General features: G+C 64.1%; 23 protein-coding genes. 8 read left to right on the top strand and 15 right to left on the bottom strand.

Translation table 11 applies throughout. From position 1 onward, the window contains the following. Positions 1–38: 38 nt before the first annotated feature. The 3 genes from VGH41_RS16340 to VGH41_RS16330 form a co-directional block, all read right to left on the bottom strand. Positions 39–1049 carry a LacI family DNA-binding transcriptional regulator gene (locus VGH41_RS16340; protein WP_331598527.1) on the bottom strand — a complete coding sequence of 337 codons (1011 nt, stop codon included), beginning with the start codon at positions 1047–1049 and terminating at the stop codon, positions 39–41. Between the two features lie 210 nt (positions 1050–1259). Further along, a complete protein-coding gene (locus VGH41_RS16335) occupies positions 1260–3107 on the bottom strand; it encodes a phosphodiesterase (protein WP_331598526.1) in 1848 nt (615 codons plus the stop codon). 266 nt (positions 3108–3373) lie between these two features. Further along, complete coding sequence (locus tag VGH41_RS16330) at positions 3374–4399, bottom strand: bile acid:sodium symporter family protein (protein WP_331598525.1); 1026 nt, start codon at positions 4397–4399, stop codon at positions 3374–3376. A gap of 181 nt (positions 4400–4580) precedes the next feature. On the opposite strand from VGH41_RS16330, the gene VGH41_RS16325 reads away from it, so the two are divergent. The 5 genes from VGH41_RS16325 to icmF all read left to right on the top strand — a co-directional run bounded on the left by VGH41_RS16325 (position 4581) and on the right by icmF (position 11903). Beyond that, a complete protein-coding gene (locus VGH41_RS16325) occupies positions 4581–4868 on the top strand; it encodes a hypothetical protein (protein WP_331598524.1) in 288 nt (95 codons plus the stop codon). 162 nt (positions 4869–5030) lie between these two features. After that, positions 5031–5528 (top strand): hypothetical protein, encoded by a 498-nt coding sequence (locus tag VGH41_RS16320; protein WP_331598523.1) that lies wholly within the window; start codon positions 5031–5033, stop codon positions 5526–5528. Between the two features lie 621 nt (positions 5529–6149). Beyond that, entirely contained in the window at positions 6150–7241 is a 1092-nt protein-coding gene (locus VGH41_RS16315; RefSeq protein ID WP_331598522.1) for a porin, read from the top strand. A gap of 166 nt (positions 7242–7407) precedes the next feature. Beyond that, positions 7408–8346, top strand: coding sequence for a LysR family transcriptional regulator (locus VGH41_RS16310; protein WP_331598521.1), 939 nt, complete (start codon positions 7408–7410; stop codon positions 8344–8346). Between the two features lie 131 nt (positions 8347–8477). Further along, positions 8478–11903, top strand: a complete 3426-nt coding sequence (icmF, locus tag VGH41_RS16305) for a fused isobutyryl-CoA mutase/GTPase IcmF (protein WP_331598520.1) — start codon at positions 8478–8480, stop codon at positions 11901–11903. A gap of 38 nt (positions 11904–11941) precedes the next feature. Here icmF and VGH41_RS16300 read toward each other — a convergent pair whose 3' ends face one another. Then, positions 11942–12901 (bottom strand): nitronate monooxygenase family protein, encoded by a 960-nt coding sequence (locus VGH41_RS16300; RefSeq protein ID WP_331598519.1) that lies wholly within the window; start codon positions 12899–12901, stop codon positions 11942–11944. Positions 12902–13197: 296 nt separating this feature from the next. On the opposite strand from VGH41_RS16300, the gene VGH41_RS16295 reads away from it, so the two are divergent. Both VGH41_RS16295 and VGH41_RS16290 read left to right on the top strand, forming a co-directional pair. Beyond that, a complete protein-coding gene (locus VGH41_RS16295; RefSeq protein WP_331598518.1) occupies positions 13198–14088 on the top strand; it encodes an alpha/beta hydrolase in 891 nt (296 codons plus the stop codon). 143 nt (positions 14089–14231) lie between these two features. Next, complete coding sequence (locus tag VGH41_RS16290; RefSeq protein WP_331598517.1) at positions 14232–15131, top strand: DMT family transporter; 900 nt, start codon at positions 14232–14234, stop codon at positions 15129–15131. 173 nt (positions 15132–15304) lie between these two features. Here VGH41_RS16290 and VGH41_RS16285 read toward each other — a convergent pair whose 3' ends face one another. From VGH41_RS16285 to VGH41_RS16255, 7 genes are all read right to left on the bottom strand, one after another. Further along, positions 15305–16225: an MBL fold metallo-hydrolase gene (locus VGH41_RS16285; protein WP_331598529.1), complete on the bottom strand. Its 921-nt coding sequence runs from the start codon at positions 16223–16225 to the stop codon at positions 15305–15307. Then, positions 16219–16674, bottom strand: coding sequence for a MaoC family dehydratase (locus VGH41_RS16280; RefSeq protein ID WP_331598516.1), 456 nt, complete (start codon positions 16672–16674; stop codon positions 16219–16221). Before VGH41_RS16280 ends, VGH41_RS16285 begins: the two co-directional genes overlap by 7 nt. Continuing rightward, positions 16671–16901, bottom strand: a complete 231-nt coding sequence (locus VGH41_RS16275) for a DUF1289 domain-containing protein (RefSeq protein WP_331598515.1) — start codon at positions 16899–16901, stop codon at positions 16671–16673. The genes VGH41_RS16280 and VGH41_RS16275 overlap by 4 nt, the downstream gene beginning before the upstream one ends. Continuing rightward, positions 16898–17419, bottom strand: coding sequence for a YbaK/EbsC family protein (locus VGH41_RS16270; protein WP_331598514.1), 522 nt, complete (start codon positions 17417–17419; stop codon positions 16898–16900). Before VGH41_RS16270 ends, VGH41_RS16275 begins: the two co-directional genes overlap by 4 nt. Positions 17420–17443: 24 nt before the next feature. Beyond that, positions 17444–18370, bottom strand: a complete 927-nt coding sequence (locus tag VGH41_RS16265) for a hydroxymethylglutaryl-CoA lyase (RefSeq protein ID WP_331598513.1) — start codon at positions 18368–18370, stop codon at positions 17444–17446. Positions 18371–18440: 70 nt separating this feature from the next. Continuing rightward, positions 18441–19382, bottom strand: coding sequence for a glyoxylate/hydroxypyruvate reductase A (locus tag VGH41_RS16260; RefSeq protein WP_331598511.1), 942 nt, complete (start codon positions 19380–19382; stop codon positions 18441–18443). A 16-nt stretch (positions 19383–19398) separates the two neighbouring features. Beyond that, positions 19399–19845, bottom strand: coding sequence for a VOC family protein (locus VGH41_RS16255; RefSeq protein WP_331598510.1), 447 nt, complete (start codon positions 19843–19845; stop codon positions 19399–19401). 240 nt (positions 19846–20085) lie between these two features. On the opposite strand from VGH41_RS16255, the gene VGH41_RS16250 reads away from it, so the two are divergent. Then, positions 20086–20688, top strand: coding sequence for an alpha/beta hydrolase (locus tag VGH41_RS16250; protein ID WP_331598509.1), 603 nt, complete (start codon positions 20086–20088; stop codon positions 20686–20688). A gap of 186 nt (positions 20689–20874) precedes the next feature. Here VGH41_RS16250 and bioB read toward each other — a convergent pair whose 3' ends face one another. The 4 genes from bioB to bioA are packed head-to-tail and all read right to left on the bottom strand — an operon-like array spanning position 20875 to position 25177. Next, positions 20875–21957 (bottom strand): biotin synthase BioB, encoded by a 1083-nt coding sequence (bioB, locus tag VGH41_RS16245; RefSeq protein WP_331598508.1) that lies wholly within the window; start codon positions 21955–21957, stop codon positions 20875–20877. 30 nt (positions 21958–21987) lie between these two features. Next, positions 21988–22719 (bottom strand): dethiobiotin synthase, encoded by a 732-nt coding sequence (gene bioD, locus VGH41_RS16240; protein WP_331598507.1) that lies wholly within the window; start codon positions 22717–22719, stop codon positions 21988–21990. Continuing rightward, positions 22716–23900: an 8-amino-7-oxononanoate synthase gene (bioF, locus tag VGH41_RS16235; RefSeq protein WP_331598528.1), complete on the bottom strand. Its 1185-nt coding sequence runs from the start codon at positions 23898–23900 to the stop codon at positions 22716–22718. The genes bioD and bioF overlap by 4 nt, the downstream gene beginning before the upstream one ends. Then, positions 23900–25177, bottom strand: coding sequence for an adenosylmethionine--8-amino-7-oxononanoate transaminase (bioA, locus tag VGH41_RS16230; RefSeq protein WP_414696671.1), 1278 nt, complete (start codon positions 25175–25177; stop codon positions 23900–23902). The genes bioF and bioA overlap by 1 nt, the downstream gene beginning before the upstream one ends. Positions 25178–25930 lie beyond the last annotated feature (753 nt).

Here is a 25930-nt window from a genome sequence, read left to right as displayed (position 1 = left end):
GCGTCGTGGGCGTTGCGGAAGACGGGCCGGTGGCGTGGTCAGGTTGAAGCGTATCGGGTTGCGTCATGGCTTTTTACCGAGGTGCTGGCACGGGCAATGAGATGAACGGGCAGGTGGAGTTCGAGTTCGGCCGGCGACTCTTCGAGCAGCAGCTCGACGCCGCGCCGGCCAAGCGCTTCCTTATCGACGGAAATCGTCGAGAGCGGCGGCGTGGCGTGGGCGGCGGCGGGGATGTCGTCGAAACCGATGATCGCGATGTCCTGCGGAACGCGCAGACCGCGCGCAAGGCAGACGCGCAGCGCGGCAAGCGCGGCGGCGTCGTTGTAGGCAAACACGGCGTCGGGCCGTTGCAAGGGCGCGTCGAGCAGACGCTGCATGGCGAGAGCAGCACCGGTGTCCGGATCGAGCCCCGCGTCGATCGTCAGTTCGAGCGACGGATCGAACAGCAGGCCCGCTTCGAAGAACGCGCGACGGTAACCGAGCGCGCGCTGGGCGATGCTGAAATGCGCCAGCGAACCGCCGATAAAAGCGATGCGCTGATACTTCTGTGCAAACAGATGCTGCATGGCGAGCGCGGCGCCGGCGGCGTTGTCGAGATTCACTGAACGCAGGCCGGGCGCCCACAGGTCGATCAACACCAGCGGGCGCTGCATGGCGACCAGCGTGGTCAGCGTTTCGGGTTCGACAAAGCCGGCAATCGCGACGGCGTCCGGGGCGTGCAGGCGCATCTGCTGGATCACGTCTTCCGTGGGACCGGCCGTCAACACCGACGGCACGATGCCGCGTTCGCGGCAGGCATCTTCGACGCCATGTAGCACGTGCGAGAAAAACGGGCTGACGGCGAAGTTGTTGTGCTGGCGATGCAGCAAGAAGGTGAGGCGGCGGATGCGCGGACGCAACTGCGCGGCGTCATAGCCCAGTTGCCGGGCGGCCTCGACGACCCGCAAGCGGGTGGCGTCGGAGAGGCCCGGCTGGTTTTTCAGTGCGCGGGAAACGGTGCCGATGGACACGCTGGCGGCGCGTGCGATGTCCCGGATGGTTGTCGCCATCGTAATAGGCGGCCGGCGCAGGGCGGGCCACACGGTTATGATTTCGGGCGATTGTATAGTAAAACTCGCCGAAATACGCCATGCGTTACGCGGTTTGATACGCGTAAATACCCGTATTCATGGCTGAAAGGCGGTTTCTAGTTGTTTAGTAAAATTTACTAAACATTTGGCGGATGGACGCTAAGTGCCGTTGAAAACGGTCCTCGGCGCTTATTCCAGCGTCGCAAGCGGCAGATCGGTCTGTCCCTGCAGCAAGGCCGTGCTTTCGTCCGCGTCGATCAACACGAAGCCGGAAACATCCTGCTTGGCCCGGCGCTTCGCCAGCGCCGCCACCGACGCAATTTCCTCGCTGCTATACAACGCCGGGCCGCCGTCGGGCTCGACCCGCACGCAGCCAATTGCCATCGTCACGAAGGCGAAGAAAGCCGGATTGCCGCGCCGGTCTTCACCGTGGATGCCCCCCGTCAGCCGGTCGTTGGGCGCATAGAAAGCTTGCGCGCCTTCGTTGAACGCGCGAATCGCGCGCATCACGCGCTCCTGCCAGTCGTCGCTCTGGAACAGGATCAGGAAATCGTCGCCGCCCACGTGGCCGAGGAAGTCGCGGGTCGGATCGCACACGTCGGCCAGCACGAGCGCGGCGAACTTCAGCACTTCGTCACCTTGCCAGTAGCCATACTGGTCGTTGAAGGGCTTGAAGTGGTTCAGGTCGACGTAGCAGGCGCAAAAGCCGGCATGGTTGCCGAGCAGCCGCGCAATGTGCGAACTGATCGGAATGTTGCCCGGCAAAAACGTCAGGGGATTCGCGTAACGCGCAGCTTCAATGCGCACTTCGGTCACCGCGCGCACGAGCTTCTCGCCGGTGCCGAGGCCGGCATACTTGCCGTTGTCGGTGATGACGAAGCCGTCGGCCAGATAGCGCTGGTCGTCGCTGGCGAGAAGTTTGGCCATCTGCTCGACCGTCATCGACTTTTCGATGATTACCGGCGACGCATTCGCAAACAGCAGGCACGGGCGCTTGCCGAACAGCTCGCGATGATAAGGCAGTGCATAGCGGTCCATGAAGGCGCGCCGGTTGATCAGCGCGACCGGTTCGTCGTGCTCGACCACGGCCACCGCGTGCAGGTCAGGCAGGCGGTTGAACAGTTCGAGCACGTCGTTGTTGGTGGCGTGGCGTTGCAATGCCGGGGCGTGCACCAGCATTTTCGCGGACGCCATGCCGCCCGAGGGCGACGCGCTGACGGTTCGGGTGGTCTCGGGAAAGACCGCGATATGACCGGCGCGGATTGCCTGGCGCGCGTCGTCACCGACCATGCGGGCCGGATGCGCGTCCGGCCGGCCGAAGAAATAACCCTGTCCGCAGCCAATCCCCATGTCGCGCACGACGATCAGATCGGCCTCGTTTTCGATGCCTTCGGCCACCAGCTTCGCGCCGCTCGCGTTGGCGAAGTGCTGCATCGCGCGCACGGCCTCGAATTTCAGCGGATCGCTTGCAATGTCGTGAATGAAGAAGCGGTCGATCTTGACGACATCCGGTTGCAGGCGCACCCACAGGTTCATGCTGGCGTTCGCGGTACCGTAGTCGTCCAGGGCGAACTGGGCGCCCGCGGTGCGCAAGGTTTCGAGCACGGGCAGGAAGTTGGCCAGGTCCGCAATCGCGCTTTGCTCGGTCAGCTCGATCACGATCCGCTCAGGGGCGACGCCCGAGTTGCGCAACAGGGAGAGCGTGTCATCCTCAGCATGGGCAAGCTGGCGCAGCGCGCCGGCGCTGAAATTGAGGAACAGCTTGCCCTCGCAGCCGAGTCGCGCGAAGGCGTCGATGCAGGTGCGCGCGGCGGCCCACTCGAGCGCGATCACGCGGCCCTCTGCGTTGGCCTGGGCGAACAGGGCGAACGGCGATTCCAGCGACGAGCCTGCCGGTCCTCTGATCAACCCTTCGTAGCCGAGAATCGCGCCGTCATCGAACTCGACGATGGGCTGGAACACCGCCGACAACTGACGCCGGGCGATCAAATCCTCGATGCTCGGCGCTGCCGATCGAGGGGGTGCAGAAAGGGGCATGGCAGTGGGCCGAAACGGTGGACCGTCGGCTTATCGGCAGCACGGCCCATAAATTAAGTGAATCTTTGGTGACGCGTTGCACCGGGATGGTGCGCGATTGGGCGAATTCGCTGGCTGATCGCTGCGACGCTTGCCTATGCCATCCGGCCAGGCAGACGCCGCGCGCGTTTGGGCGTGAAATAACAAAAAAGCCGCACGACGGCGGCTTTCTTCAAACGGGCTCAGGGAGGGCGCTTATGAATCTCTTGTACGACTCGCGCGGCGGTTTAACGGCGCGCCACGGCGGGCGCGGCGCGTTCCTGTGCGGCAGCTTCGGCTTCGGCGCTGGTGTCGCGCGCACCCCAGCGCTGCGCGAGCGAAGCGCAGACCATCAGCTGGATCTGGTGAAACAGCATCAGCGGCAACATGGCGGCGCCGACTGCGTGCGAGGCGAAGATGACCTTGGCCATCGGCACGCCGGCGGCGAGGCTCTTTTTCGAACCGCAGAAGATGATCGTGATCTGGTCCGGGCGGTTGAAGCCGAGCCGCTTGCTTGTGAAGATGTTCGCGCTGAGGGCCAGCGCCAGCAGCACGGCGTTGATCAGCACGAGGCCGCCGAGCGCGCCCAGCGACGTGTGGTGCCACAGGCCTTCGGTCACGGCCTCGCTGAATGCGCCGTATACGACCAGCAGGATCGATCCCTGGTCGACGAATTTCAAAACACCGCGATTACGGTCGATCCATGCGCCGATCACCGGCCGCAACAACTGCCCGGCAATGAACGGCACCAGCAGTTGCAGGACGATGTTACCGACCGTGTGCCATGCCGAAGTCCCACCGGCCGCCTGGTTGGTCACCAGCACGCTGACCAGCGCCGGAGTGATGAAGATGCCGAGCAGGCTCGACGCCGACGCACTGCAGACAGCGGCCGGCACGTTGCCTTTGCCAATCGAGGTGAACGCAATGGACGACTGAACCGTCGATGGCAGGGTGCAGAGGAAGAGGACGCCGGCATAGAGCGACGGCGTGACAAGGGGCGAAAGCAGCGGTTTGAGCGCGAGCCCGAGGAGCGGAAACAGCGCAAACGTGCTCAGCAGCACGACCAGATGCAGCCGCCAGTGCGTCGCGCCCGCAATGATCGCTTCGCGTGAGAGTTTCGCGCCATGCAGGAAAAACAGCAGACCCACGGCGACGTTCGTGAGCCAGTTGAAGCCGACCGCCGCCTGCCCGTGCACGGGCAGCAGGCTGGCGAGGATCACAGTGCCGACGAGGCTCAGCGTGAAATTATCGGGAAGCAGTTTGGGGCGAGCCATGTCGGAATCTCAAGACGGGTCGAGCGGTGCAAGCCGGTTCAGCGGGATTGAGCAGAAACACAAAGGCCAAAAGCGCGTTGCGCGGTGGCACGGCATTTTGCAATAAGGGAAGCGACCATTAATAGCGGAAACGGATTAAAAAAACAAATTCATTTGAAGAATTGATTGATTCGCGATGCGCATGGGCACGGGTCTCATGCATGCACGCAGAGACATTGTCGGCTTTCTGTTCTTTCTCGTCGGCTGGGCGAACCGGTTGCGTCGAGTGGTCGTTTTTGCTGATTTTCCGGATACCGGAACAGCTTCGCAAAACAGTGAATTTCCCCGCGCGAAAACACCCGATTCAGAGGTGTTTTCGCGCGCCCCCCGCAAGCGGTTTGTCGTGAAAAAACATCGCAGTAACATGGTGTTACAAGCCCGTATCAGGCCTAACACTTTTTGGCTCGACACCCTATGGAGCGCCCCATAAATTACTGCTCAAAGGCCATTGGGATGCCCCCGCCGCGGTAGATCCGCCCGGGTCGCGCGATTCCCGGAACAAGCCTCGCCGCAGCTCGAACGGCGGGCTTCAGGCGGGTCTTCGGGCAGGTGAGTCATGGTGCACGCAGGGTTGTCGAAAACGAGGCATTGGGTGTTGGGCGCAGCCGTCGCAGCGCTGTGCACGTTCGCCTATGCGAAGGCGCCGGGAATGCCGCACGGCGGCGGTTCCTTCGGCGGGCAGCCGCATGCCGGTTTCCAGCACGAAAGCCATGGCACCTCGCACATGTACGGCACAGGCAATGGGCGCGGCACTCCTGCTGATCGCACTGTCCGGGCCGCGCATGGTACGGGCGGTGGGCGCGACGGGTACGGCCGTGCGCCGCGCATTGCCAGTTCTGGCGGCGGTTACCGCATGGACGGCAGCCGCAACGACAACCGGGGTGGTTTCCAGTACGCGGGGGCAATCACGCCGGTGAGTGCCGAGACGCGCTCGGTTCCGCGTCCACCGGAAGATGAGTCCATGGTCCGGGCCGGCTCGATCCGGGCCGACGTGGCGCGCTATAACGAAGAGCGCGGCGCAACGCGGCCGGTGGCGCGTCCGCCGGGATACATGTCGCGACCGCCCGAACCGTCGCCGTATCGCAACTAGCTTTTCCCGGCTGTAACCACCTTTCGCTACCTCAAGTCACTTCGACGCGCGTGCGACTCGCAACGTCGACGCCGCCTGCCTCCGCAAGTTTCAACCTCGCCGCTCCTGAGTCTTCATCATTGGTTCGCCAACCTAAGCGCTAGCGAACCCGCCATCTACCGCCTGATCCCCGACGTTCAACCTTGCAGGTCAGGTGCTTTTGCCATGCTCATGGGTTCGCTCCGATCCATGTGACGTATGCGCGCCACACTTTTCACCGGACCGCATGCCGCGGCTGCCGGGATCGTCAAATTTTGCGTCTTCGGTCGCCGGCTGTCAGCGGCATCGCGCCTCGTCCGTTATGAGTCTGTCCGTCGTAGTCCTGACGGGCTTTGCAACGCGTCAGCGCTGCCGGCGCGACGCCAATACCTCAGTATGTGACCCCGCTTTACCAGGCCGATAACCGACAAAACTAATCAGATCGATATACCGGCAATAACGGCCCATATTTTTGTCCAGAAAAATGGTCCGCAAAGATGGTCCCGCCCAGATTGGCTCGCAGACCGAACGGACGTTGAAGAAACCGCTCGCTCGAGCTTCCCCGCCGCACAGCATCCCCTTTTGATAAAGACAGGAGAACCCATGAACACAATCACCCGCCGTGCGCTCAAAACCACCCTCAAAGCGAGCCTGGTTGCAGGGCTGCTGGCTGGCGCATCGTCGGCGTTCGCGCAATCGAGCGTGCAACTGTATGGTCAGGTCGACGAATGGGTCGGCGCGCAGAAATTCCCGGATGGCAAAAGCGCAGCAGTGGTGTCGGGCGGCGGCATGTCCACTTCCTACTGGGGCATGAAGGGCGCAGAAGATCTTGGCGGCGGCTACAGGGCGATCTTCACGCTCGAAGGGTTCTTCCTCGCGCAAAACGGCCAGTTCGGCCGCTTCACGGGCGACACGATGCTCTCGCGTAACGCGTACGTGGGTATCGAATCGCCGTACGGTACGTTCACGGCCGGCCGTCTGACGACGCCGCTGTTCGTGTCGACGATCCTGTTCAACCCGTTCGTGGACTCCTACGAGTTCTCGCCGATGGTCTGGCACACCTATCTCGGTCTCGGCACGTTCCCGACCTATACGACAGACCAGGGCGTGGTGGGCGATTCGGGCTGGAACAACGCCGTCCAATACTCGACGCCGAACTTCAACGGCCTGAGCGGCAATGTGATGTACGCGCTCGGCAACACGGCCGGCGAAAACGGCGCGAAAAAGTGGAGCGCCCAGTTCCTGTACTTCCACGGCCCGTTCGCTGCGACCGGCGTGTATCAGTACGTCAACTTCAACAACAACCCGGGCGATCTGACCGGTCTGGCACAGAGTGTCGGACTGCCGGACATGAAGAGCCAGAGCGTGGCCCAGCTGGGTCTGTCGTACGACTTGAAGTACATCAAGTTCTACGGCCAGTACATGTACACGTACAACGACCAGACCATGGGCAGCTGGCACGTGAACACCGCCCAGGGCGGCGTGACGGTGCCGCTCGGGCCAGGTACGGTGATGGCGTCGTACGCCTACTCGCGCGACGGCAGCGGTCTGGACCAGACGCGTCAGACGGCGGCGCTGGGTTACGACTATCCGTTGTCCAAGCGCACGGACATCTATGCGGCTTACATGTACGACCACTTCACCAGCCAGTCGTCGGGTGACACATACGGCGTGGGGATCCGCACCAAGTTCTGAGCGGTTCCAGTCTCCGCAGGCTTCGGCCTTTGCTCAAACCCCGCCTGCGCAAGAAGGCGGGGTTTTTCGCTTTTGAGAGACGAAAGACGCATCCCGGGATTTGCTGACGCGTCTTTGATAAAGACGGCAAAATGACGGCGATTGATTCCTCCTGAGAGCGATTGCCATGGATACCCTGGTCAGCATGAAAGTGTTTCGCCACGTCGTCGAAGTGGGCAGCTTCGTCGGCGCGGCGGAGCGCATGGAGATGTCCGCGGCAATGGCGAGCAAGCATGTGATGCATCTGGAGCAACAGCTCGGCGCGCGCCTGCTGAATCGCACGACCCGGCGCGTCGCTCCTACCGAGGCCGGTCGCGAATACTATGAACGCCTGAGCCAGGTGCTGACGGAGCTGGAAGAGGCGGAGCAGGTGGTCAGCGCCGCGAGCGTCGTGCCGCAGGGGCGTCTGCGGCTGTCGTCGTTGTCGGCATTCGGCTTGAGCTACGTCATGAGTGCGGTGGCCGACTACGCCGCGCAGCACCCGCAGGTCACGGTGGAGATGACGCTGTCGGACCGCGTGGTCGAATTGATCGACGAGGGCTTCGACGTCGCGATTCGCGCGTCTCCTCATGGGTTGAAGTCGTCGTCGCTGATCGCGCGGCAGATCGCCACTGCCCATCTGGTGCTGTGCGCATCGCCGGAATATCTACGGCGGCATGGCACGCCGCAGAAGCTGGCCGATCTGTCGAAGCACAACTATCTGCAATACGCGGGCGTGGTGCCACCGGAACTCGCCCCCATGACGAGCGACGGCGGACCGCGCCTGCGGCTCTCGGGCAACCTGATCGTCAATCACCTGGAAGCGCTGCGCGTGCTGGTGCTGCAAGGCGCGGGCATTGCGATACTCGGCACAGAAGTGATTGGCCACGATCTCGCCTCTGGCCAACTGGTGCCTCTGCTGGTCGAGCAGGTGCCGCCGCGCGAGTTGCCCATCCATGTGGTCTACGCGAGCCGGCGTCATTTGTCGGCGAAGGTGCGCTCGTTCGTCGATTTCCTCGCCGCGCGTTTTGCGAACGAGGCGCTGTGGCCGTCGCTGGAGCAGATCAAGGCGCTGGCGGTGAGCTGACGCTCGCCTCCGGGTCGCGCATGTCAAGGCGCGCCGGACCTGCAGATCCGCTCTCGCCCCGCTGCGGGCGCATCATGTCGTTTCGCTATACTGCAAAGAACACCCGATACGTGTGACGATCTGGGGGAGACGTGACTGATCTTTCCACGCCGCAGCGCGCGGGCGGCCGCCAGCCGTCGCGCGAGCCGCGTCCGGTGCGGCGCCTGCGTTTCGTGACGGCGGCCGCCTTGTTCGACGGCCACGACGCGTCGATCAACATCATGCGCCGCATCTTGCAGGCGAGCGGCGTCGAGGTGATCCATCTCGGCCACAACCGCTCGGTCGAGGAAGTGGCGACCGCAGCGTTGCAGGAAGACGCGGACGGCGTCGCCATATCGAGCTACCAGGGCGGCCACGTCGAATACTTCCACTATCTGGTCGACCTGCTGCGCGAGCGTGATGGCGCGCGCATCAAGGTATTCGGCGGCGGGGGCGGCGTGATCGTCCCGGATGAAATCGCCGAACTCGAACGGTACGGCGTCACGCGCATCTACTCGCCGCAAGACGGTCAGCGGCTCGGCTTGCAAGGCATGATCGACGATATGATCGCGCGCTGTGCCGAAGCCGCACAATCGGATACTGGCCCGCAATTCGACGAGGCCGACCTCGCGAAGCTGGCCGTCGCGCTCGATCATGCCAATGCCGATGCATTGGCGCCGCCGGTTGCCCGGCAGCATTCCAATGCACCCTCCACCCGGGCCTTCCGTCAGCTCGCGCAATTCATCAGCGCGCTCGAAACCGGGCGGGTCGGCGCGGAGGTACGCGCAACGCTCGCTCGTCAGGCACACGCGGCGCGCGTCCCTGTGCTGGGTATTACCGGAACCGGCGGTGCGGGTAAATCGTCCCTCACCGATGAACTGATCCGCCGCGTCCGGCTCGACTACGGCGACGCCTTGAGCATCGCGGTGCTCGCCATTGATCCGTCACGCCGCAAATCCGGCGGCGCGTTGTTGGGCGACCGCATCCGGATGAATGCGATTGGCGACTGGGGCGCCGGTCCGCGCGTGTTCATGCGTTCGATGGCGACGCGCGAAGCATCCAGCGAAATCTCCGCGGCACTGCCCGATGCACTCGCCGCCTGCAAGGCCGCGGGCTTCGACCTGATCGTCGTCGAGACTTCGGGGATCGGCCAGGGCGACGCGGCCATCGTGCCGCACGTCGATGAATCGCTCTATGTGATGACCCCGGAGTTCGGCGCGGCGAGCCAGCTGGAAAAGATCGACATGCTCGACTTCGCGGACTTCGTCGCGATCAACAAGTTCGACCGCAAAGGCGCCGCCGACGCCTTGCGCGATGTCGCGAAGCAGGTGCAGCGCAATCGCGGCAGTTTTGGGGCGCCGCCCGAATCGATGCCGGTGTTCGGCACGATCGCTTCGCGCTTCAACGACGACGGCGTCACCGCGCTCTACCAGCAGCTCGCGCAGGCGCTGCGTGCACATGGCCTGCCTGAGCACGGCGACGGCGGCGGCCGCTTGCCGGAACTTGCCGGCCTGCGTCATTCAAGCGGGCGCAACGCAATCGTGCCGCCGGCGCGTGTGCGCTATCTGGCGGACGTTGCGCAGACGGTGCAGGCGTATCGTCAACGGGCAGAATCCCAAGGGCAAATCGCACGTGAGCGCTGGCAGTTGAGCGAAGCACGCCGCATGCTCGATGAGGCTGAGCGTGGGCAGCGTGCCGAGTCCGTCAGCACCCACGCGGCCGCGCAACTCGACACGCTGATAGCGAACCGCACCGCTCAACTCGGTGAGCGTGAAAAGGCGCTGCTCGACAGCTGGCCTGAAACCGTGGCGGCTTATTCCGGTGAAGAACACGTCGTGCGGATCCGCGAGCGCGAAATTCATACGGCGCTCACCGTCACCACACTGTCCGGTTCGATCATCCGCAAAGTCTCGTTGCCGAAGTTCGTCGATCACGGCGAAATCCTCCGCTGGCTAATGCTCGACAATCTGCCCGGCTATTTCCCGTTCACGGCGGGCGTATTTCCGTTCCGCCGCGAGAACGAAGATCCGACGCGCATGTTCGCCGGGGAGGGTGATCCGTTTCGCACCAACCGGCGCTTCAGGCTGCTGTCCGCAGGGATGCCCGCCAAGCGGCTGTCCACCGCGTTCGACTCGGTGACGCTCTATGGCGAAGAACCGCATGAGCGGCCGGACATCTACGGCAAGGTGGGTAATTCGGGCGTTTCGGTGGCGACGCTCGCGGACATGAACACGCTCTATGACGGCTTCGATCTGTGCGCGCCGGAGACGTCGGTCTCGATGACCATCAACGGCCCGGCGCCCACCCTCCTTGCAATGTTCTTCAACGTCGCAATCGACCAGCAGATCCAGAAGCTGACCGCGCGCCTGAAGGAAGAGGGCCGCACACCGGGCGAAGCCGAACTCGGCGAAGCGCGCCGTCATGCCCTCAAAAACGTGCGCGGCACGGTGCAGGCCGACATCCTCAAAGAGGACCAGGGGCAAAACACCTGCATCTTTTCGACCGAATTCAGCCTGAAGGTGATGGGTGATATTCAGGCGTATTTTGTCGAGCACGACGTGCGCAATTTCTATTCGGTGTCGATCTCCGGCTATCACATCGCCGAAGCCGGTGCGAACCCGATCTCGCAGCTCGCTTACACGCTCGCGAACGGCTTCACTTATGTGGAGGCGTATCTGGCGCGCGGCATGTCGATCGACGACTTCGCACCTAACCTGTCGTTCTTCTTTTCGAACGGGATGGACCCGGAGTACACGGTGCTGGGCCGCGTCGCGCGCCGCATCTGGGCCGTGGCAATGCGCGAGCGCTATGGCGCCGGCGAACGCAGCCAGAAACTCAAGTATCACGTGCAGACCTCGGGGCGCAGCCTGCACGCGCAGGAAATCGACTTCAACGATATCCGCACGACGCTACAGGCCTTGATTGCCATCTACGACAACTGCAACTCACTGCACACCAATGCATTCGATGAGGCGATCACCACGCCGACCGAAGACTCGGTGCGCCGCGCCGTGGCGATTCAACTGATCATCAATCGCGAATGGGGGCTCGCGAAAAACCAGAATCCGAATCAGGGGAGCTTTATCGTCGAAGAACTGACGGATCTGGTCGAAGCCGCGGTGCTGGCCGAGTTCGACCGCCTGACCGAGCGCGGCGGCGTGCTCGGCGCGATGGAAACCGGTTATCAACGTGGCCGGATTCAGGACGAGTCGATGCTTTACGAGCATCGCAAACACGACGGCTCGTATCCGATCGTGGGTGTCAACACGTTCCTGAGCCCGCATCCGCACGAAGCGCCGCAGCCGGTCGCGCTCGCCCGTTCAACGGACGCCGAAAAGCAGAGCCAGCTCAAGCGCCTGCATGAATTCCAGGCTCGGCATCATGACGATGCGCCGGCGGCGCTGGAGCGCCTGAAGCGCGCGGTGATCGACGACGCCAACGTGTTTGCGGTGCTGATGGACGTCGTGCGAGTCTGCTCGCTTGGCCAGATCACGCACGCGTTGTTCGAGGTGGGCGGCCAGTACCGCCGCAATATGTAGGGCGGGCGGCGGCCCGAAAAGCCGCCGCTGCGCAGCACTTAGCGTGCGATGCCGAGCCGCGCCCTGGCGTCGTCGTATTCCTTCTTCAGACGCTCGACCAGCTCAGCGACGCTCGGCACGTCGTGCATCAAACCGACACCCTGGCCCGCGCCCCAGATGTCTTTCCACGCCTTCGCCTTGTCGCTGCCGAAGTTCATCTTGGTCTTGTCCGATTCGGGCAGCGCATCCGGATCGAGCCCCGCATTGACGATGCTCTCGCGAATGTAGTTGCCATGCACGCCGGTAAACAGGTTCGTGTAGATGATGTCCGACGCGCTGGAATTGACGATGGCATGCTTGTAGCTCTCGACCGCGTGCGCTTCCTGCGTAGCGATGAAACGCGTGCCCATGTAGGCGAGGTCGGCGCCCATCGCCTGGGCGGCGAGGATCGAGCCGCCATTGGCAATTGCGCCGGACAGCACGAGCGGGCCGTCGAAAATGCGCCGCACTTCACCCACCAGCGCGAACGGCGACGTAGTGCCCGCATGGCCGCCGGCACCCGCCGCCACCAGGATCAGGCCGTCCACGCCGGCTTCCAGCGCCTTCTGGGCGTGACGGATGTTGATCACGTCATGCAGCACGATGCCGCCGTAGCTGTGCACCGCGTCGACGATTTCTCTCGCCGGCGCGCGCAGGCTGGTGATGAAAATCGGCACCTTGTGTTCCACGCACACGCGCACGTCGTGTTCGAGGCGCGCATTCGACTGATGCACGATCTGATTGACCGCGATCGGGCCGATGACCGCATCCGGATGCGCTGCCTTGTGCTCGGCGAGCGACGCCTGAATCTGCGTGAGCCATTCGTCGAGCAGTTCTGCCGGGCGCGCGTTGAGCGCGGGGAACGATCCGACGATGCCGGCCTTGCATTGGGCCAGCACCAGTTCCGGGTAGCTGACGATAAACATGGGCGAGGCGACAACGGGCAGCGCAAGCTTCTGTAGGACGGCGGGCAATGCCATGGTGCGAGTCTCCTGAAAGCAGGACCGGTGCGTGCTGCGCCCGGTATATGTGAGTGTAGCCATGAGTGGAACAGGCAGATCCAACGTGATGCCGGCCTGTTCGTCTGTCCAGACCCTGATTTTCAGGGTCAAAAATTTAAGAACGATCGTTCGATTATAGGCGAATGAGCGCCGCCTTGCGCGGCGGATGCAGTTGGAAGGAGTGTTCAGGTTCTACGGTTGCGTGGCCTAACCCACTGCGCACGGACACGGACCGCTCCTACAATGCCTTGACGCACAACGACAAGAGACCCGCTATGTCCTTCGAGGATTTCACGCCCTTTCGCGTCGCCGTGGGCGACGTCGATATTTTCGGGGTCAAGGGCGGGGCAGGGCCGCCGCTGCTACTGCTGCATGGCCATCCGCAGTCGCATCTGATCTGGCACAAATGCGCGACGCAGCTCGCCGAGCATTTCACCGTGATCGCCACGGACTTGCGCGGCTACGGTGCGTCGTCCAGACCGCCAAGCGACGCCCACCATACGCCGTACTCGAAACGGGTGATGGCCGCCGACCAGGTCGCGGTCATGCGCCACTTCGGCTTCGAGCGCTTTCTCGTCTGCGCGCATGATCGCGGCGCGCGGGTCGCGCACCGGATGGCGCTCGACCATCCGGACGCCGTCGAGCGTCTGATGCTGCTCGATATCGCGCCGACGCTCGCCATGTACGAACGCACCGACCGTACTTTTGCCACGCTGTACTTCCACTGGTTCTTCCTGATCCAGCCGGAGCCGCTGCCGGAGATGCTGATCGGCGCGCATCCGGAGGTCTATGTGGATCGCGTGATGGGCGGCCGTCATGCGGGACTCGCGCCGTTCGCACCCGAGGCGCTGGCCGCGTATCGCGAGGCGCTGCGCCAGCCCGGGGCGGTGCACGCAATGTGCGAGGACTACCGCGCGTCGGCGACCATCGATCTCGAACACGACCGCGCCGATATCGAACGGGGTCACAAACTGGGCTGTCCGCTGCGCGTGCTCTGGGGCGAAGAGGGCGCTATCGAAAAGTGCTTCGATGCGCTTGCCGAGTGGCGTCTCGTGGCGCGCGACGTCAGTGGACGTGCGCTGCCATGCGGACATTACATTCCGGAGGAAGCACCGGCCGATCTGGTCGCGGAGATGCTGGCGTTCTTCGAGGCGATCGAGCAGTAGGTCGCCAGGCGGCCCTCGGCCGGGCGGCGGCGAGCGCGCGGTGAGCTGAATCACCGCGCTTTGGCCATGTATCGGTTCCATCAAATTCATTACACTGCCGTGATTGCAGGTATCAATCGCAGGTAACGATTTGAGGTTCGAAGATGGCTTCCACTGAAATCCGCCGCGGCGCGGCCGAAATGAGCGCCGCCATGCTGATGTCGGGGACGATCGGCTGGCTGGTCGTGTCGTCGCAACAGAGCGCGTTCAACGTGGTGTTCTTTCGCTGTGTGTTCGGCAGCGCAACGCTGGCGCTGGTGTGCGCGGCGCTGGGGCTGTTACGGCGCGAGTTGTTCTCCTGGCGCATGCTGGGCCTCGCGGTGCTCGGCGGCGCGGCGATCGTGATCAATTGGGTGCTGCTGTTCGCCGCGTACTCGCGTGCGTCGATTTCGATGGCCACCGCCGTCTACAACACGCAGCCGTTCATGCTGGTCGCGCTCGGCGCGCTGGTGTTCCGCGAGCGCATTACCGCATCGGTCGTCGCGTGGCTCGCCGTCGCGTTCGTTGGCCTCGTGTTCGTGGTGAAAGTGGAGCCCGCGGTGCTGGCGGTGCCGGGTCAATATCTCGAAGGCATCGCCCTCGCGGTCGGTGCGGCCGCGATGTACGCGCTGTCGTCGATCATCATCAAGCATCTGAAGGGCACGCCGCCGCATCTGCTCGCGCTGATTCAGGTGAGCCTCGGCGTGCTGATGCTCGCGCCGTTCGTGCGCTTCGACGCGTTGCCCAGTACCGGCGCGCATTGGCTCGAACTGGTGACGCTCGGCGTCGTCAACACCGGCATCATGTATGTGCTGCTGTACGGCGCCATCCAGAAGCTGCCGACCGCCATGACCGGCGCGCTGTCGTTTATCTATCCGGTGGTGGCGATCATCGTCGATCGCGTGGCGTTTGGGCAGAAGCTCGCGTGGGTGCAGGTGTTCGGCGCATTGCTGATTCTGCTCGCCGCCGCAGGTGTCAATCTAGGCTGGCGCATCGTGCCGCAGCGCCGCTGTATGAGCACTTAAGGAAAGTGTCAAGATTTTGTAGGGAAATTACCGATGCGGTCAAAAATCGCGCGCGGTTATCATTCATCGCGACATTGATCACGTCGACCGAATTCCGCCGCTCGCCATGTATGGCGAGCGGCTTTCTTTTTTGCGCCGCCGATGGTTGCCGGTGATATGAGCGCGCGCCATTCTCACGCGCCGCTTGCAACGAGCCGGGCGCCATCTACTCTTAACGGTCCGCCGTGCTTCGCAAGCTCTTCAATCAGCCCGCGCAGCAGGCGAGGCCATTGGTCACGCGGTTCGAGCATGGCGGCTGCGGCGCGCATGGCGGCGGCGTCGTCGCACATCTGAAGTAACGCGTCGAAGCTCATGGCGCGCACCTCGAGGAGCTTGAACACGATCAGCACCTTGAGCGCGTTTCTGGCGTTGCGTGCCGGGTCCGCCCGCAACCACGCGACCCGCGAAAAGGCCCGTTCGAGTGCCTGCGCGACGTGGGTGAAGGGCGCGCCGTGACCGGGAATCACCGTGCGCACGTCGAGTCTGGCGATCATCTCCAGCACGGCCTGTTGTTCGGCAAAGCCGCTTTCGCCCTCCAGTTCCGGAAAGATCACCCCGAAGCCGTTTTCCCACAATGCGTCCGCACTGATCAGCACGCGCTCTGCGGCGCAATACAGCATTAGTGAATGCGGATCGTGGCCGGGCGCGCCCAGCACTTCCCAGTCCAAAGCACCGAGTGTGAGGCGAGCGCCGGGTGCGATCGTGCCGGTGAAGGTGAAACGCTCGCATGTCTGGCCGGTGGCGCGGAACGTCAGGCGAGTTTCGTCCCAGCGGGTGACGGCGTCCGCTTCTGATGCGGGAATGACGGTGCGGCACGGCCACGTGGCCTGCAACCGCGCGTTGCCGCCGCAGTGATCGGAATGCAGGTGCGTGTTGATGACCAGATCGAGCGGCCGCGTACCGAGCGCGCTTTGCACAAGGGCCAGCGTCTGCGGCGCGTGCGTGGCGTAGCCGGTGTCGACGATGGCCGCGCACGCGTCGTCGACCAGCAGCACATTGTTCGACGAGAGCCAGCCGCGCTCGAATACCTGGATCGACTCGGGCAGGTTCATGATGGGTCGCGCGCGAGCCCGGCTTTGGGCATGACCAGTATCGTCGAGGTGCCGAGCAAGACCGTTTCGCCGCGCTGATTCACCACCTCGCCGTCGAGTTGCGTCAGGTCGCCGTTCAGGCTCGGCTTCCACCACGCATCGCGCACACGCCACGTCATCGTCAGCGTGTCGGCGGCATAGACGGCCTTCTTCAGCTTGATATCAAACTCGAGGCCAAGCGGCTGCGCAAACTGCGCGAAGTGGGTGGCCAGCATGGCCATGAAATGCGCGGTGGGCTGCGTGCCCGAAGCAATCAATCCGCCAAAGCGGCTTTGCGCCGCATAGGCGTCGTCGTGATGCAGCGGGTTCAGATCATGCACGAGCGTCGCGAACGATTTGACCGAGTCCGCGGACAACGCCAGCGTCGCGCGGAGGGTCTCGCCAATCGTCACGACGCGCGGCGGCGTCTTCACGTCGACGCCTGTTTGTTGAGCGCCATCCATTGCCGATGACGGGCTTCGAGCGTGTCCCACACGGCGCGTTTGGTTTCGTCATCGTACTTAGACCAGCCGCGAATTTCGTCGAGGGTGCGCAGACAGCCTTCACACCAGCCGCTTGCCTTGTCCATCCTGCACACGTTGATGCAGGGCGACGGCACCGGCGCGACGACGTTCTGCGGGTCGAGGGTGCTGGCGCTCATGCGGGCTCCCGCAGCGCCACGTCGACCACTGGAGCGCCCGTCAGCGCAATCAGTTCCTGCGGCGACAGATTGAACACCGCATGCGGATGACCCGCCGCGGCCCACAGGCTTGCGAGCGTGAGCAGATCCGCATCGATCAGCGTGACGGGCGGCGTAGCGTGACCAATCGGACACACACCGCCAATCGCATAACCGGTTTTCTCGCGGACGAACTTCGCGTCGGCGCGTGCGATCTCGCCAACCTGCGCGGCGACCTTCTTTTCGTCGACGCGGTTCGCGCCGCTCGCCACCACCAGCACCGGCGCGTCGTCCTCGCGCCGGCGAAACAGAATGGACTTGGCGATCTGCGCGACTTCGCAGCCAAGACCGGCAGCGGCTTCGGCCGAGGTCTTGCCGGTCTCAGGCAGCATCACGATCTGGCCGGCGTGGCCGCGCTCGCGCAAGAGCAGCGCAACGCGGCGCGCCGAATCGGGCAGCGCGGCGAGGTCGTCGGAATGTTGAGGAGCGTTGTCCGTCATGAAGCGGTTCCAGTTGCGAGATGATTAGACGCACGAGCCTTGTTCGCTGCGTGCTTTCGCGAGCAAGGCCTTGCCCGCGCGCGAGACGTTCGGTTTGCCGATGGACGTGGAGATGAAGTCACCGATCGCGACGACCTGCGCGAGATCGATGCCGGTCTCGATGCCCAGTCCGTTCATCAGATACAGCACGTCTTCGGTCGCGACGTTGCCAGTGGCGCCCTTTGCATACGGGCAGCCGCCGAGTCCCGCCACCGACGCGTGAAAGATCTCGACGCCTTCCTGCAGCGCTGCATAGATGTTTGCGAGCGCCTGGCCGTAGGTGTCGTGAAAGTGTCCCGACAACTGCTCGCGCGGGAACACTTCCGTGACGGCAGCGAAGATTTCGCGCGTTCGCCTGGGCGTACCCACGCCGATCGTGTCGGCGATATCGATCTCGTCACAGCCGAGCGCAGCGAAACGCTGCACCACATCCACCACGGCGCTGACCGGAACTTCGCCCTGATACGGACAGCCCAGCGCGCACGACACGCTGCCGCGAATCCGCACGCCGGCCTGTTTCGCCGCTTGCGCGACCGGTTCGAAGCGAGCAATGCTCTCCGCGATGCTGCAGTTGATGTTCTTCTGCGAGAACGCTTCGCTCGCCGCACCGAAGATCACGATTTCGTCGGCGCGCGCGGCGAGCGCGCCCTCGAAGCCGCGCAGGTTCGGCGTGAGCACCGAATAGATCGTGCCGGGGCGGCGCTCGATGCCGGCCATCACCTCGGCGCCGTCGGCCATCTGCGGCACCCATTTCGGCGACACGAACGAAGCGGATTCGACGTTGCGAAAACCCGCTGCGGACAGGCGGTTGATGAGCTCGATCTTGAGCGCGGTCGGCACGAAGTCCTTCTCGTTCTGCAGTCCGTCGCGCGGACCGACTTCGACGATCTTGACGGCTTGAGGCAAGGCCATGATGTGTCTCCCACGCAAGCTTGCAGTGCAAGCGGTTTGCTGCCGCCCGACGCGGCAATGTATTAAGAGTTCAGTAGCCGCGCTCGATATCGACTACGCCGCCGACCGTTTCGCCGCGCGCCATCACCATGATCTTCTGGGCGACCTGCGCGACACTTTCTTCGCGCAAGGTCTGCGCCGAACTATGCGGCGTGATCGTGATGCGCGGTTCCTGCCAGAACAGATGATCCACGGGCAACGGTTCTTCGCGGAACACGTCGAGTGTCGCTGCGGCAATCTGGCCACTCGCGAGTGCTTCCAGCAAATCCTGTTCGACCAGATGCGCGCCGCGTGCGACGTTGATCAGATAGGCGCCGTGGGCAAGCTTCGAGAAGGTGCGCGTGTTCAGCACGTCATGCGTCTCATGCGTATGCGGCAGCAGGTTCACCAGCACTTTCACGCCACTCAGGAACGCGTCGAACTGCGACTCGCCGGCGAAGCTGGTGACGCCTTCGATCTGCCGCGCGCTGCGGCTATAGCCGCGCACCGGCATGCCAAACGGGACCAGCGCGCGGGCCACGTGCGCGCCCAGCACGCCGAGACCCAGCACGCCGACGGTGAAGGTGTCGCGCGCATGCGGATCCAGCACCTTCCAGCGCCGCTCCGCTTGCAGGACTTCATATTCGTCGAAGCGGCGCATGTAGCGCAGCACCGCGTGCGTGACGTATTCGGCCATCTGCGGCGCCATGCCGGAGTCTTCCAGACGCACCAGCTGCACGCCGCGCGGCAGTGTGCCGGGATGCGCGCGTTCGAGCGCGAGAATGGCATCGACCCCTGCGCCGAGATTGAATACGGCGCGCAGGCCCGGACGTGCCGCGAGCATGTCACGTGGCGGCCGCCAGACGATGGCGAAATCGGCCGGCGCATTGTCGCCCGGTTGCCATTCGCGAAAATCCGCTTCGGGCAGGGCGCGAGCGAAATCGTGCAACCATGCAGCGGCATCGTTCTGGGGCGTGTAGAAAAGGATTTTCATACGATCGGATGCGGCATCACCTGGCGAACAGCCTGCTGATGTCCCTGAAAGCCTTGAATTCGAGCGCGTTGCCGCACGGGTCGAGGAAGAACATCGTGGCCTGTTCGCCTACTTCGCCTTTGAAGCGGATATGCGGCTCGATGATGAACGCGGTGCCGGCGGCCTTCAGCTTGTCGGCGAGAGCGTGCCAGTCATCCATGGTGAGCACGACGCCGAAATGGCGCACCGGCACGTCGTCGCCGTCCACCGCGTTGACACCGGCGCGGCCGGTTTCGTCGGGGGCGAGATGCGCGACGAGCTGGTGGCCGAAGAAATCGAAGTCGACCCATTCCGGCGAACTGCGGCCTTCCGGGCAGCCCAGCAGATCACCGTAGAACGAGCGGGCATTGGCCAGACTCGTGACTGGAAAGGCCAGATGAAATGGCTGCAGCGCGCGCGGCTGAGCAGACGACGCTTGCGACATGGGACGGCCTCCGTTTTATGGACAGGCTTCATTCTACTTTTTCGACGGCGATCGCGCGCAGTCTGGCATGAACGGGCGGATTTCCGGCGCGTCCGTCGGGCAATCAGCGGGCAATCAGCGGGCAATCAGCGGGCAATTAGTGGGCAATTGGTGGCCAATAAGCAAATCACAAAAACTTGGTTCGCGCCCGCAGGCCCGCGCGCCACAATGGGTCTCCGGATTCCGGCAGTGAGGAACATCATGCTTTCATGCAGCAAATCCACATGGCCGCCGCGGCTCGTGACGGTGCCGGGCCTGCACGGCAGTGAAGGGGCGCATTGGCAGACATGGCTGGAGCGGCAATTCGCGCGCTCGCTGCGGGTCGAACAGGCTGACTGGGATGCGCCGGATCTGGCCGGCTGGTCGAAGGCGGTGCGCGATCTGCTGGCGCGGGAACGCGGACCGTTCGTGCTCGCGGCGCACAGCTTCGGCTGTCTGGCGACGGCGCACGCCTTGCAGCAGGCGTCGTATGCCGCGGATGTGGTGGGCGTGTTGTTCGTGGCGCCGGCGAGCCCCGCGAAGTTCACCTTTGCGGGTCCATTCGAAGCGCGGCGCCTGGGCGTGCCGTCCATTCTGATCGGCAGCGAGACGGACCCGTGGATGCCGCTCGCCGGTTCGCGAGAATTGGCGCAGCGCTTCGGCAGTGCGTTCGTGAATCTCGGCGATGCGGGCCATATCAACACGGCGGCGGGTTTTGGGCCCTGGCCGCGAGCGAAGTACTTCGTCGATACGCTGGTTCATTGCGCCGCGCCGCTCCGGTTTCGCGAGGCATCGATCGAGGTCGCGACGCACGCGTTTATTTGAGGCGCGTCGATCCGGCTTCGCGCCGCGCAGCAAGCTACGTGCGGCAAGCCATTTGCGGCAAGCCACATGCAGCGAGCCACATGCAGCGAGCCACATGCAACAAGCCACTGCAGCACGCCACATGCAAAAGGGCTGGCCCGATTCCGGGGCAGCCCTTTTTTTCCCAACGCGATTCTTTAAGCGCGCTTAGTTCGGCGCCGCATGTCCATCACAAGCGTGCTCGCAAGCTCCTTTATCCAGCGGCATCTGCTGAGCCGCTTCCGCGCGAATGCCAAGGCGTTCGAGCAGCTTGCGGTCCGCTTCGGCCTGCGGATTGCTGGTGGTCAGCAACTGGTCGCCGTAGAAGATTGAATTTGCGCCGGCGAGGAAGCACATCGCCTGCAGCGCTTCGTTCATCTGTTCGCGGCCTGCGGACAGACGCACCATCGCGCGCGGCATCGTGATCCGGGCAATCGCGATCGTGCGGACGAATTCGAACGGATCGATCGCTTCCGTGCCGGTGAGCGGCGTGCCTTCGACCTGCACCAGATTGTTGATGGGCACCGATTCCGGATACGGCTCCATGTTCGCAAGCTGCGCGATCAGGCCAGCACGCTCACGACGCGATTCACCCAGGCCGACGATCCCGCCGCAGCACACGTTGATGCCCGCATCGCGCACACGTTCCAGCGTGTCGAGACGATCCTGATAGGTGCGGGTGGAAATGATCTGGCCGTAGAACTCCGGCGATGTATCGAGGTTGTGGTTGTAGTAGTCGAGGCCTGCCTCGCGCAGACCCTGCGCCTGATGCGTCTCCAGCATGCCGAGCGTGACGCAGGTTTCGAGGCCCATCGCCTTCACGCCGCGAATCATGTCCTTGATCGGTTCGAGGTGACGGTCCTTCGGATTACGCCACGCCGCGCCCATGCAGAAGCGCGTCGCGCCGTTTTCCTTCGCGGCGCGCGCGGCGGCGAGCACTTCATCCACCGGCATCAGCTTGTCCGCCTGCAGGCCCGTGTCGTGATGCACCGACTGCGGACAATACGCGCAGTCTTCCTCGCAGCCGCCGGTTTTGATGGACAGCAGCGTCGAGAGTTGCACGCTGTTCGCGTCGAAGTGTTCGCGGTGCACCTGCTGCGCACGGAACATCAGGTCGCTGAACGGCAGTTCGTACAGCGCGACCACGTCGGCCACGCGCCAGCGGGCGGTGCCCGTGGCGGCTGCGTGTGCGTTTGCCGCGGTCGATTCGCTCGAAGTGCCTTGCGGGCGGTCGAGGTGAAGCTGGGTCATATCGTCGATCCTCCTGGATGTGAAGTGGGTTCAGCGCTGCGCGATGCGCAGCGACTGCAATAGACGGGTGGTGTCGAGCGCGTCTGCGGCGGCTTGCGCTTTCGCGTCGTTCGACAATGGATTCAGGTGCGGCACGATGCCGAGCAAGGGCGTGTCGTACTGGCGCGCGAGCCGGTCGCGGATCGCGGCAATGTTTTCGTCCGCGAAGCCCATGGCCGGATCGACGCGGTTCGCGACCCAGCCGGCCAGATGCAAGCCGCGCGCAACGATGGCTTCGGCGGTGAGCAACGCGTGGCTGATACAGCCGAGCCGCATGCCGACCACCAGCACCACCGGCAGGTTCAGCGCGACGGCGAGGTCGGCGGTGTCGTGCGTCTCGGTGAGCGGCACGCGAAAGCCGCCGACCCCTTCGACGACCACGATATCCGCGAGCGGCAATGCTTGCGCGTGGCAATCGACGATACGCGCGATCTCGAGCGTGACGTTTTCGTTCTCAGCAACGATGTGCGGCGCGGCCGGCGCCTTCAGCAGATACGGCGTCCGAATCTCCGGCGGCAGCAACACGCTGGACGCGGCGTCGAGCTGATCCGCGTCTTCGTTGTGCCAGACGCCGTCGATTTCGAAGGCACCGGCGGCGATCGGCTTCATCGCGGCGGCGCGCAATCCTGCGCGCGTGAAGCTGCGCAGCAAGGCAGCCGACACCAGCGTCTTGCCGATTTCCGTATCCGTGCCGGTGACGAAGAGCGAGAGCGGCGCGTTCATACAGCACCTCCGCCGAATTGCTGCAGGCCGGCTTCGAGCCGGTCGAGATCCGCCTGCGAGTGCGCGGCCGACAACGAAACGCGTAGCCGCGACGTACCGGCCGGCACGGTAGGCGGACGGATCGCAGGCACCCACAGTCCCGCGCGATCGAGCGCGGCGGCGATTTCGAGCGTCGCGTCGTTCGCGCCGATGATCACGGGCTGCACGGCGGTGTGCGAATCGACCGGCAGCCAGGGTGTGGCTTTGAGGATGCCGCGCGTGCGTTCGATCAGCTCGCGCAGATGAGCGCGCCGGGCATCACCCTCATCGCCGCCGATGATGCGCAGACTCGCCGACACCGCATGCGCGGCGGCGGGCACCGACGCGGTGGTGAAGATATACGGACGCGCGCGCTGCACGAGCCACTCGATCACGGTCTCGTGCGCAACGACGAATGCGCCCGACACGCCGGCCGCCTTGCCGAGCGTGCCGATGGAGATCAGCTGCGGCGAACGCAGGGCTTCATGCGCGATCGCGCCACGGCCTTGCGGACCGAGCACGCCGAAGCCGTGCGCATCGTCGACGATCAGCCACGCGCCGTGCTTTTCCGCGAGCTCCAGAAGGCGCGGCAACGGGGCGATGTCGCCGTCCATGCTGAACACCGTATCGGAGACGATCACTTTGACTTCGGCGTCCGACGCTTCGAGCATCGCACTCAAGGCTTCGGTGTCGCGATGCGGATAGACCTGCACGTCGGCACGCGACAGCCGTGCACCGTCGATCAGCGACGCGTGATTCAGCGCGTCGGAGAACAGCATCGTGCCGCGTCCGGCGAGCGCGGTGAGCGTGGCGAGATTCGCCATATAGCCGGTGCTGAAGTAGAGCGCGCGCGGTGCGTCGACGAAGCCGCCCACAAAAGCCGCGAGGTCGTCTTCGAGCTGCGCGTGTGCGCGCGAATGACCGCCCAGCAGATGCGAGCCACCGCTACCCGCGCCGTAGCGGCGCGCGCCTTCGGCGATCGCGGCAACCAGCAGCGGATGCGCGGCGAGACCGAGATAGTCGTTGCTGGCAAAGCCGATCATCTCGCGGCCGTCGACCGTCATGTGCGCGGCGCACGGCGTATCCGCGATCCGGCGGCGTCGCCGCAGACCGTGTGCGTCGAGTTCCTTGAGGCCCTGTTCGAGGGTTTTGAGCAACGGCATCATGCGGCCTCCGCGAGCGTGGCGTCGAAGGTTTCGCGGGTGCGCGTGGCGAGCAGGGCCAATTCCTCGTCATCGAGGATGTACGGCGGCATCAGGTACACGGTGGTCGAAATCGGGCGCAGCAGCAGTTCGCGCTTCAGGGCGTTTTCGAAGAAACGGCGCGAGAAGGTGCGGGCGTGTTGCGCGTCGTCGATGACGGCGTCGAACGCGAAGATCGTGCCGCACCGGCGCAGATTGCGCACGTGCGGATGTTCGGCGAGCGGCGCGAGCGCCGCGTGCAGCGTAGCGGATTTACGGGCGTTGACGGCGAGCACGTGGTCGCTCGCGAACAGATCGAGCGTGGCGAGCGCGGCACGGCAGGCGAGCGGATTGCCCGTGTACGAGTGCGAGTGCAGGAAGCCGCGGGTGGTGTCGTCGTCGTAGAAGGCGGCGAAGATTTCGTCGCGCGACAGCACGATCGAAAGCGGCAGGTAGCCGCCGCTGATGCCCTTCGACAGACACAGGAAGTCGGGCCACACGCCGGCCTGTTCGCAGGCGAAGAAGGTGCCGGTGCGGCCGCAGCCGACGGCGATTTCATCGGCGATCAGATGCACGCCGTGTTGATCGCACAGCGCGCGCAGGCCGGCGAGGTACGACGCGTCGTGCATGGCCATGCCGGCGGCACATTGCACGAGCGGCTCGACGATCAGCGCGGCGATTTGAGTCCCGCGCGCTTCGAACAGGACGCGCACGCTGTCGAGCGCGCGGCGTGCTACGTCTGCTGCGCTTTCGCCAGGCTGCGCGAGCCGCGCATCTGGTGAGGCGACGACGTGAGCATGCCGGATCAGCGGATCATAGGCGTCTTTGAACAGGGCGACGTCCGTGACACCGAGCGCGCCGATGGTCTCGCCGTGATAGCTGTTGGCGATGCAAACGAATTCTTTCTTGTCGGCGAAGCCGCGATTGCGCCACGAGTGAAAGCTCATCTTCAGCGCGATTTCGACGGCGGACGCGCCATCCGAGGCGAAGAAGGCATGACCGAGCGTGTGTTGCGTGAGGGCGGCGAGGCGTTCCGCGAGTTCGACGGCGGGTTCGTGGGTACAGCCGGCGAGCATGGCGTGTTCGAGGGTATCGAGCTGCTCTTTCAGCGCGGCGTTGATGCGCGGGTTGGCGTGGCCGAACAGGTTGACCCACCAGGAGCTGATGGCGTCGAGATAGCGATGGCCGGCGCGATCGTACAGCCACGGGCCGGCGCCGCGCGCGACGGGGATGAGCGGCAGGCGCTCATGATGCTTCATCTGGGTGCAGGGATGCCAGACGGCGCGCAGGCTGCGGGTGACCCAGTCATCCGAGGTGGCTTGGGGTTTCGGTGTGCTTGTTTGGTTGGTTGCTGATGTGTTCAAAACTGCTCCGGTACGAGGCGTCGCTGCTCTGCTTCTCGCGATGCGGTGTGCCTGGTTTTTTTGCTGCTATTCGGGGTGTTTTTTGCGCGGGGCGCTGGGGTTTGAGGTCCAGACTGGCGCTGCTGAGCGGGCCGTCCGGGCCGCGGCGGGGTTGAGATTAACGCTTTCTTTTCTTTGTTGCACTAGGGTTAAGGTTTTGTTTTTATTGGGTTCTTGTGGGGTTGCTGGCTGTTGGCTACAGGTCCGGACGGTTCCGCTCAGAAGGGGAGAAATGCGCGGAGTTGGCGACGGAAAAGTTATAGGGGGTGAGGGGGGAAATGTCGTCGAGGTTTGGGGTTTTTTGCCTGCGGGGCGCTTTGGGTGTTTGCCTACCGCGTTGGCCTCTCCTTGTTTTGCTTTTGGTCGTTTTGCGTGGTGTCTTGGCTGCTTGCCTGCGGCGTTGGCCTCTCCTTGTATTCTTAGTGGTCTATTGGCTTCGCCCCTGTGCGGGGCAGCACCTACTTTTCTTTGCCGCCGCGTAACTATTCAGCAGCCGGAAGCGGTGAAACGACGAATCCGGCAAAGGCCAGGGTGAGCGCGTCGATCAGCGAACGGTTCTGTTTGCGCAGGGTGGCGAGGTAGGAGCGGATCGTACAGAAGGCTTGCATG

It is taken from the genome of Paraburkholderia sp. (genome assembly GCF_036488795.1).
Classification (GTDB): domain Bacteria; phylum Pseudomonadota; class Gammaproteobacteria; order Burkholderiales; family Burkholderiaceae; genus Paraburkholderia.
This window is presented reverse-complemented; position numbering and strand designations above follow the sequence as displayed.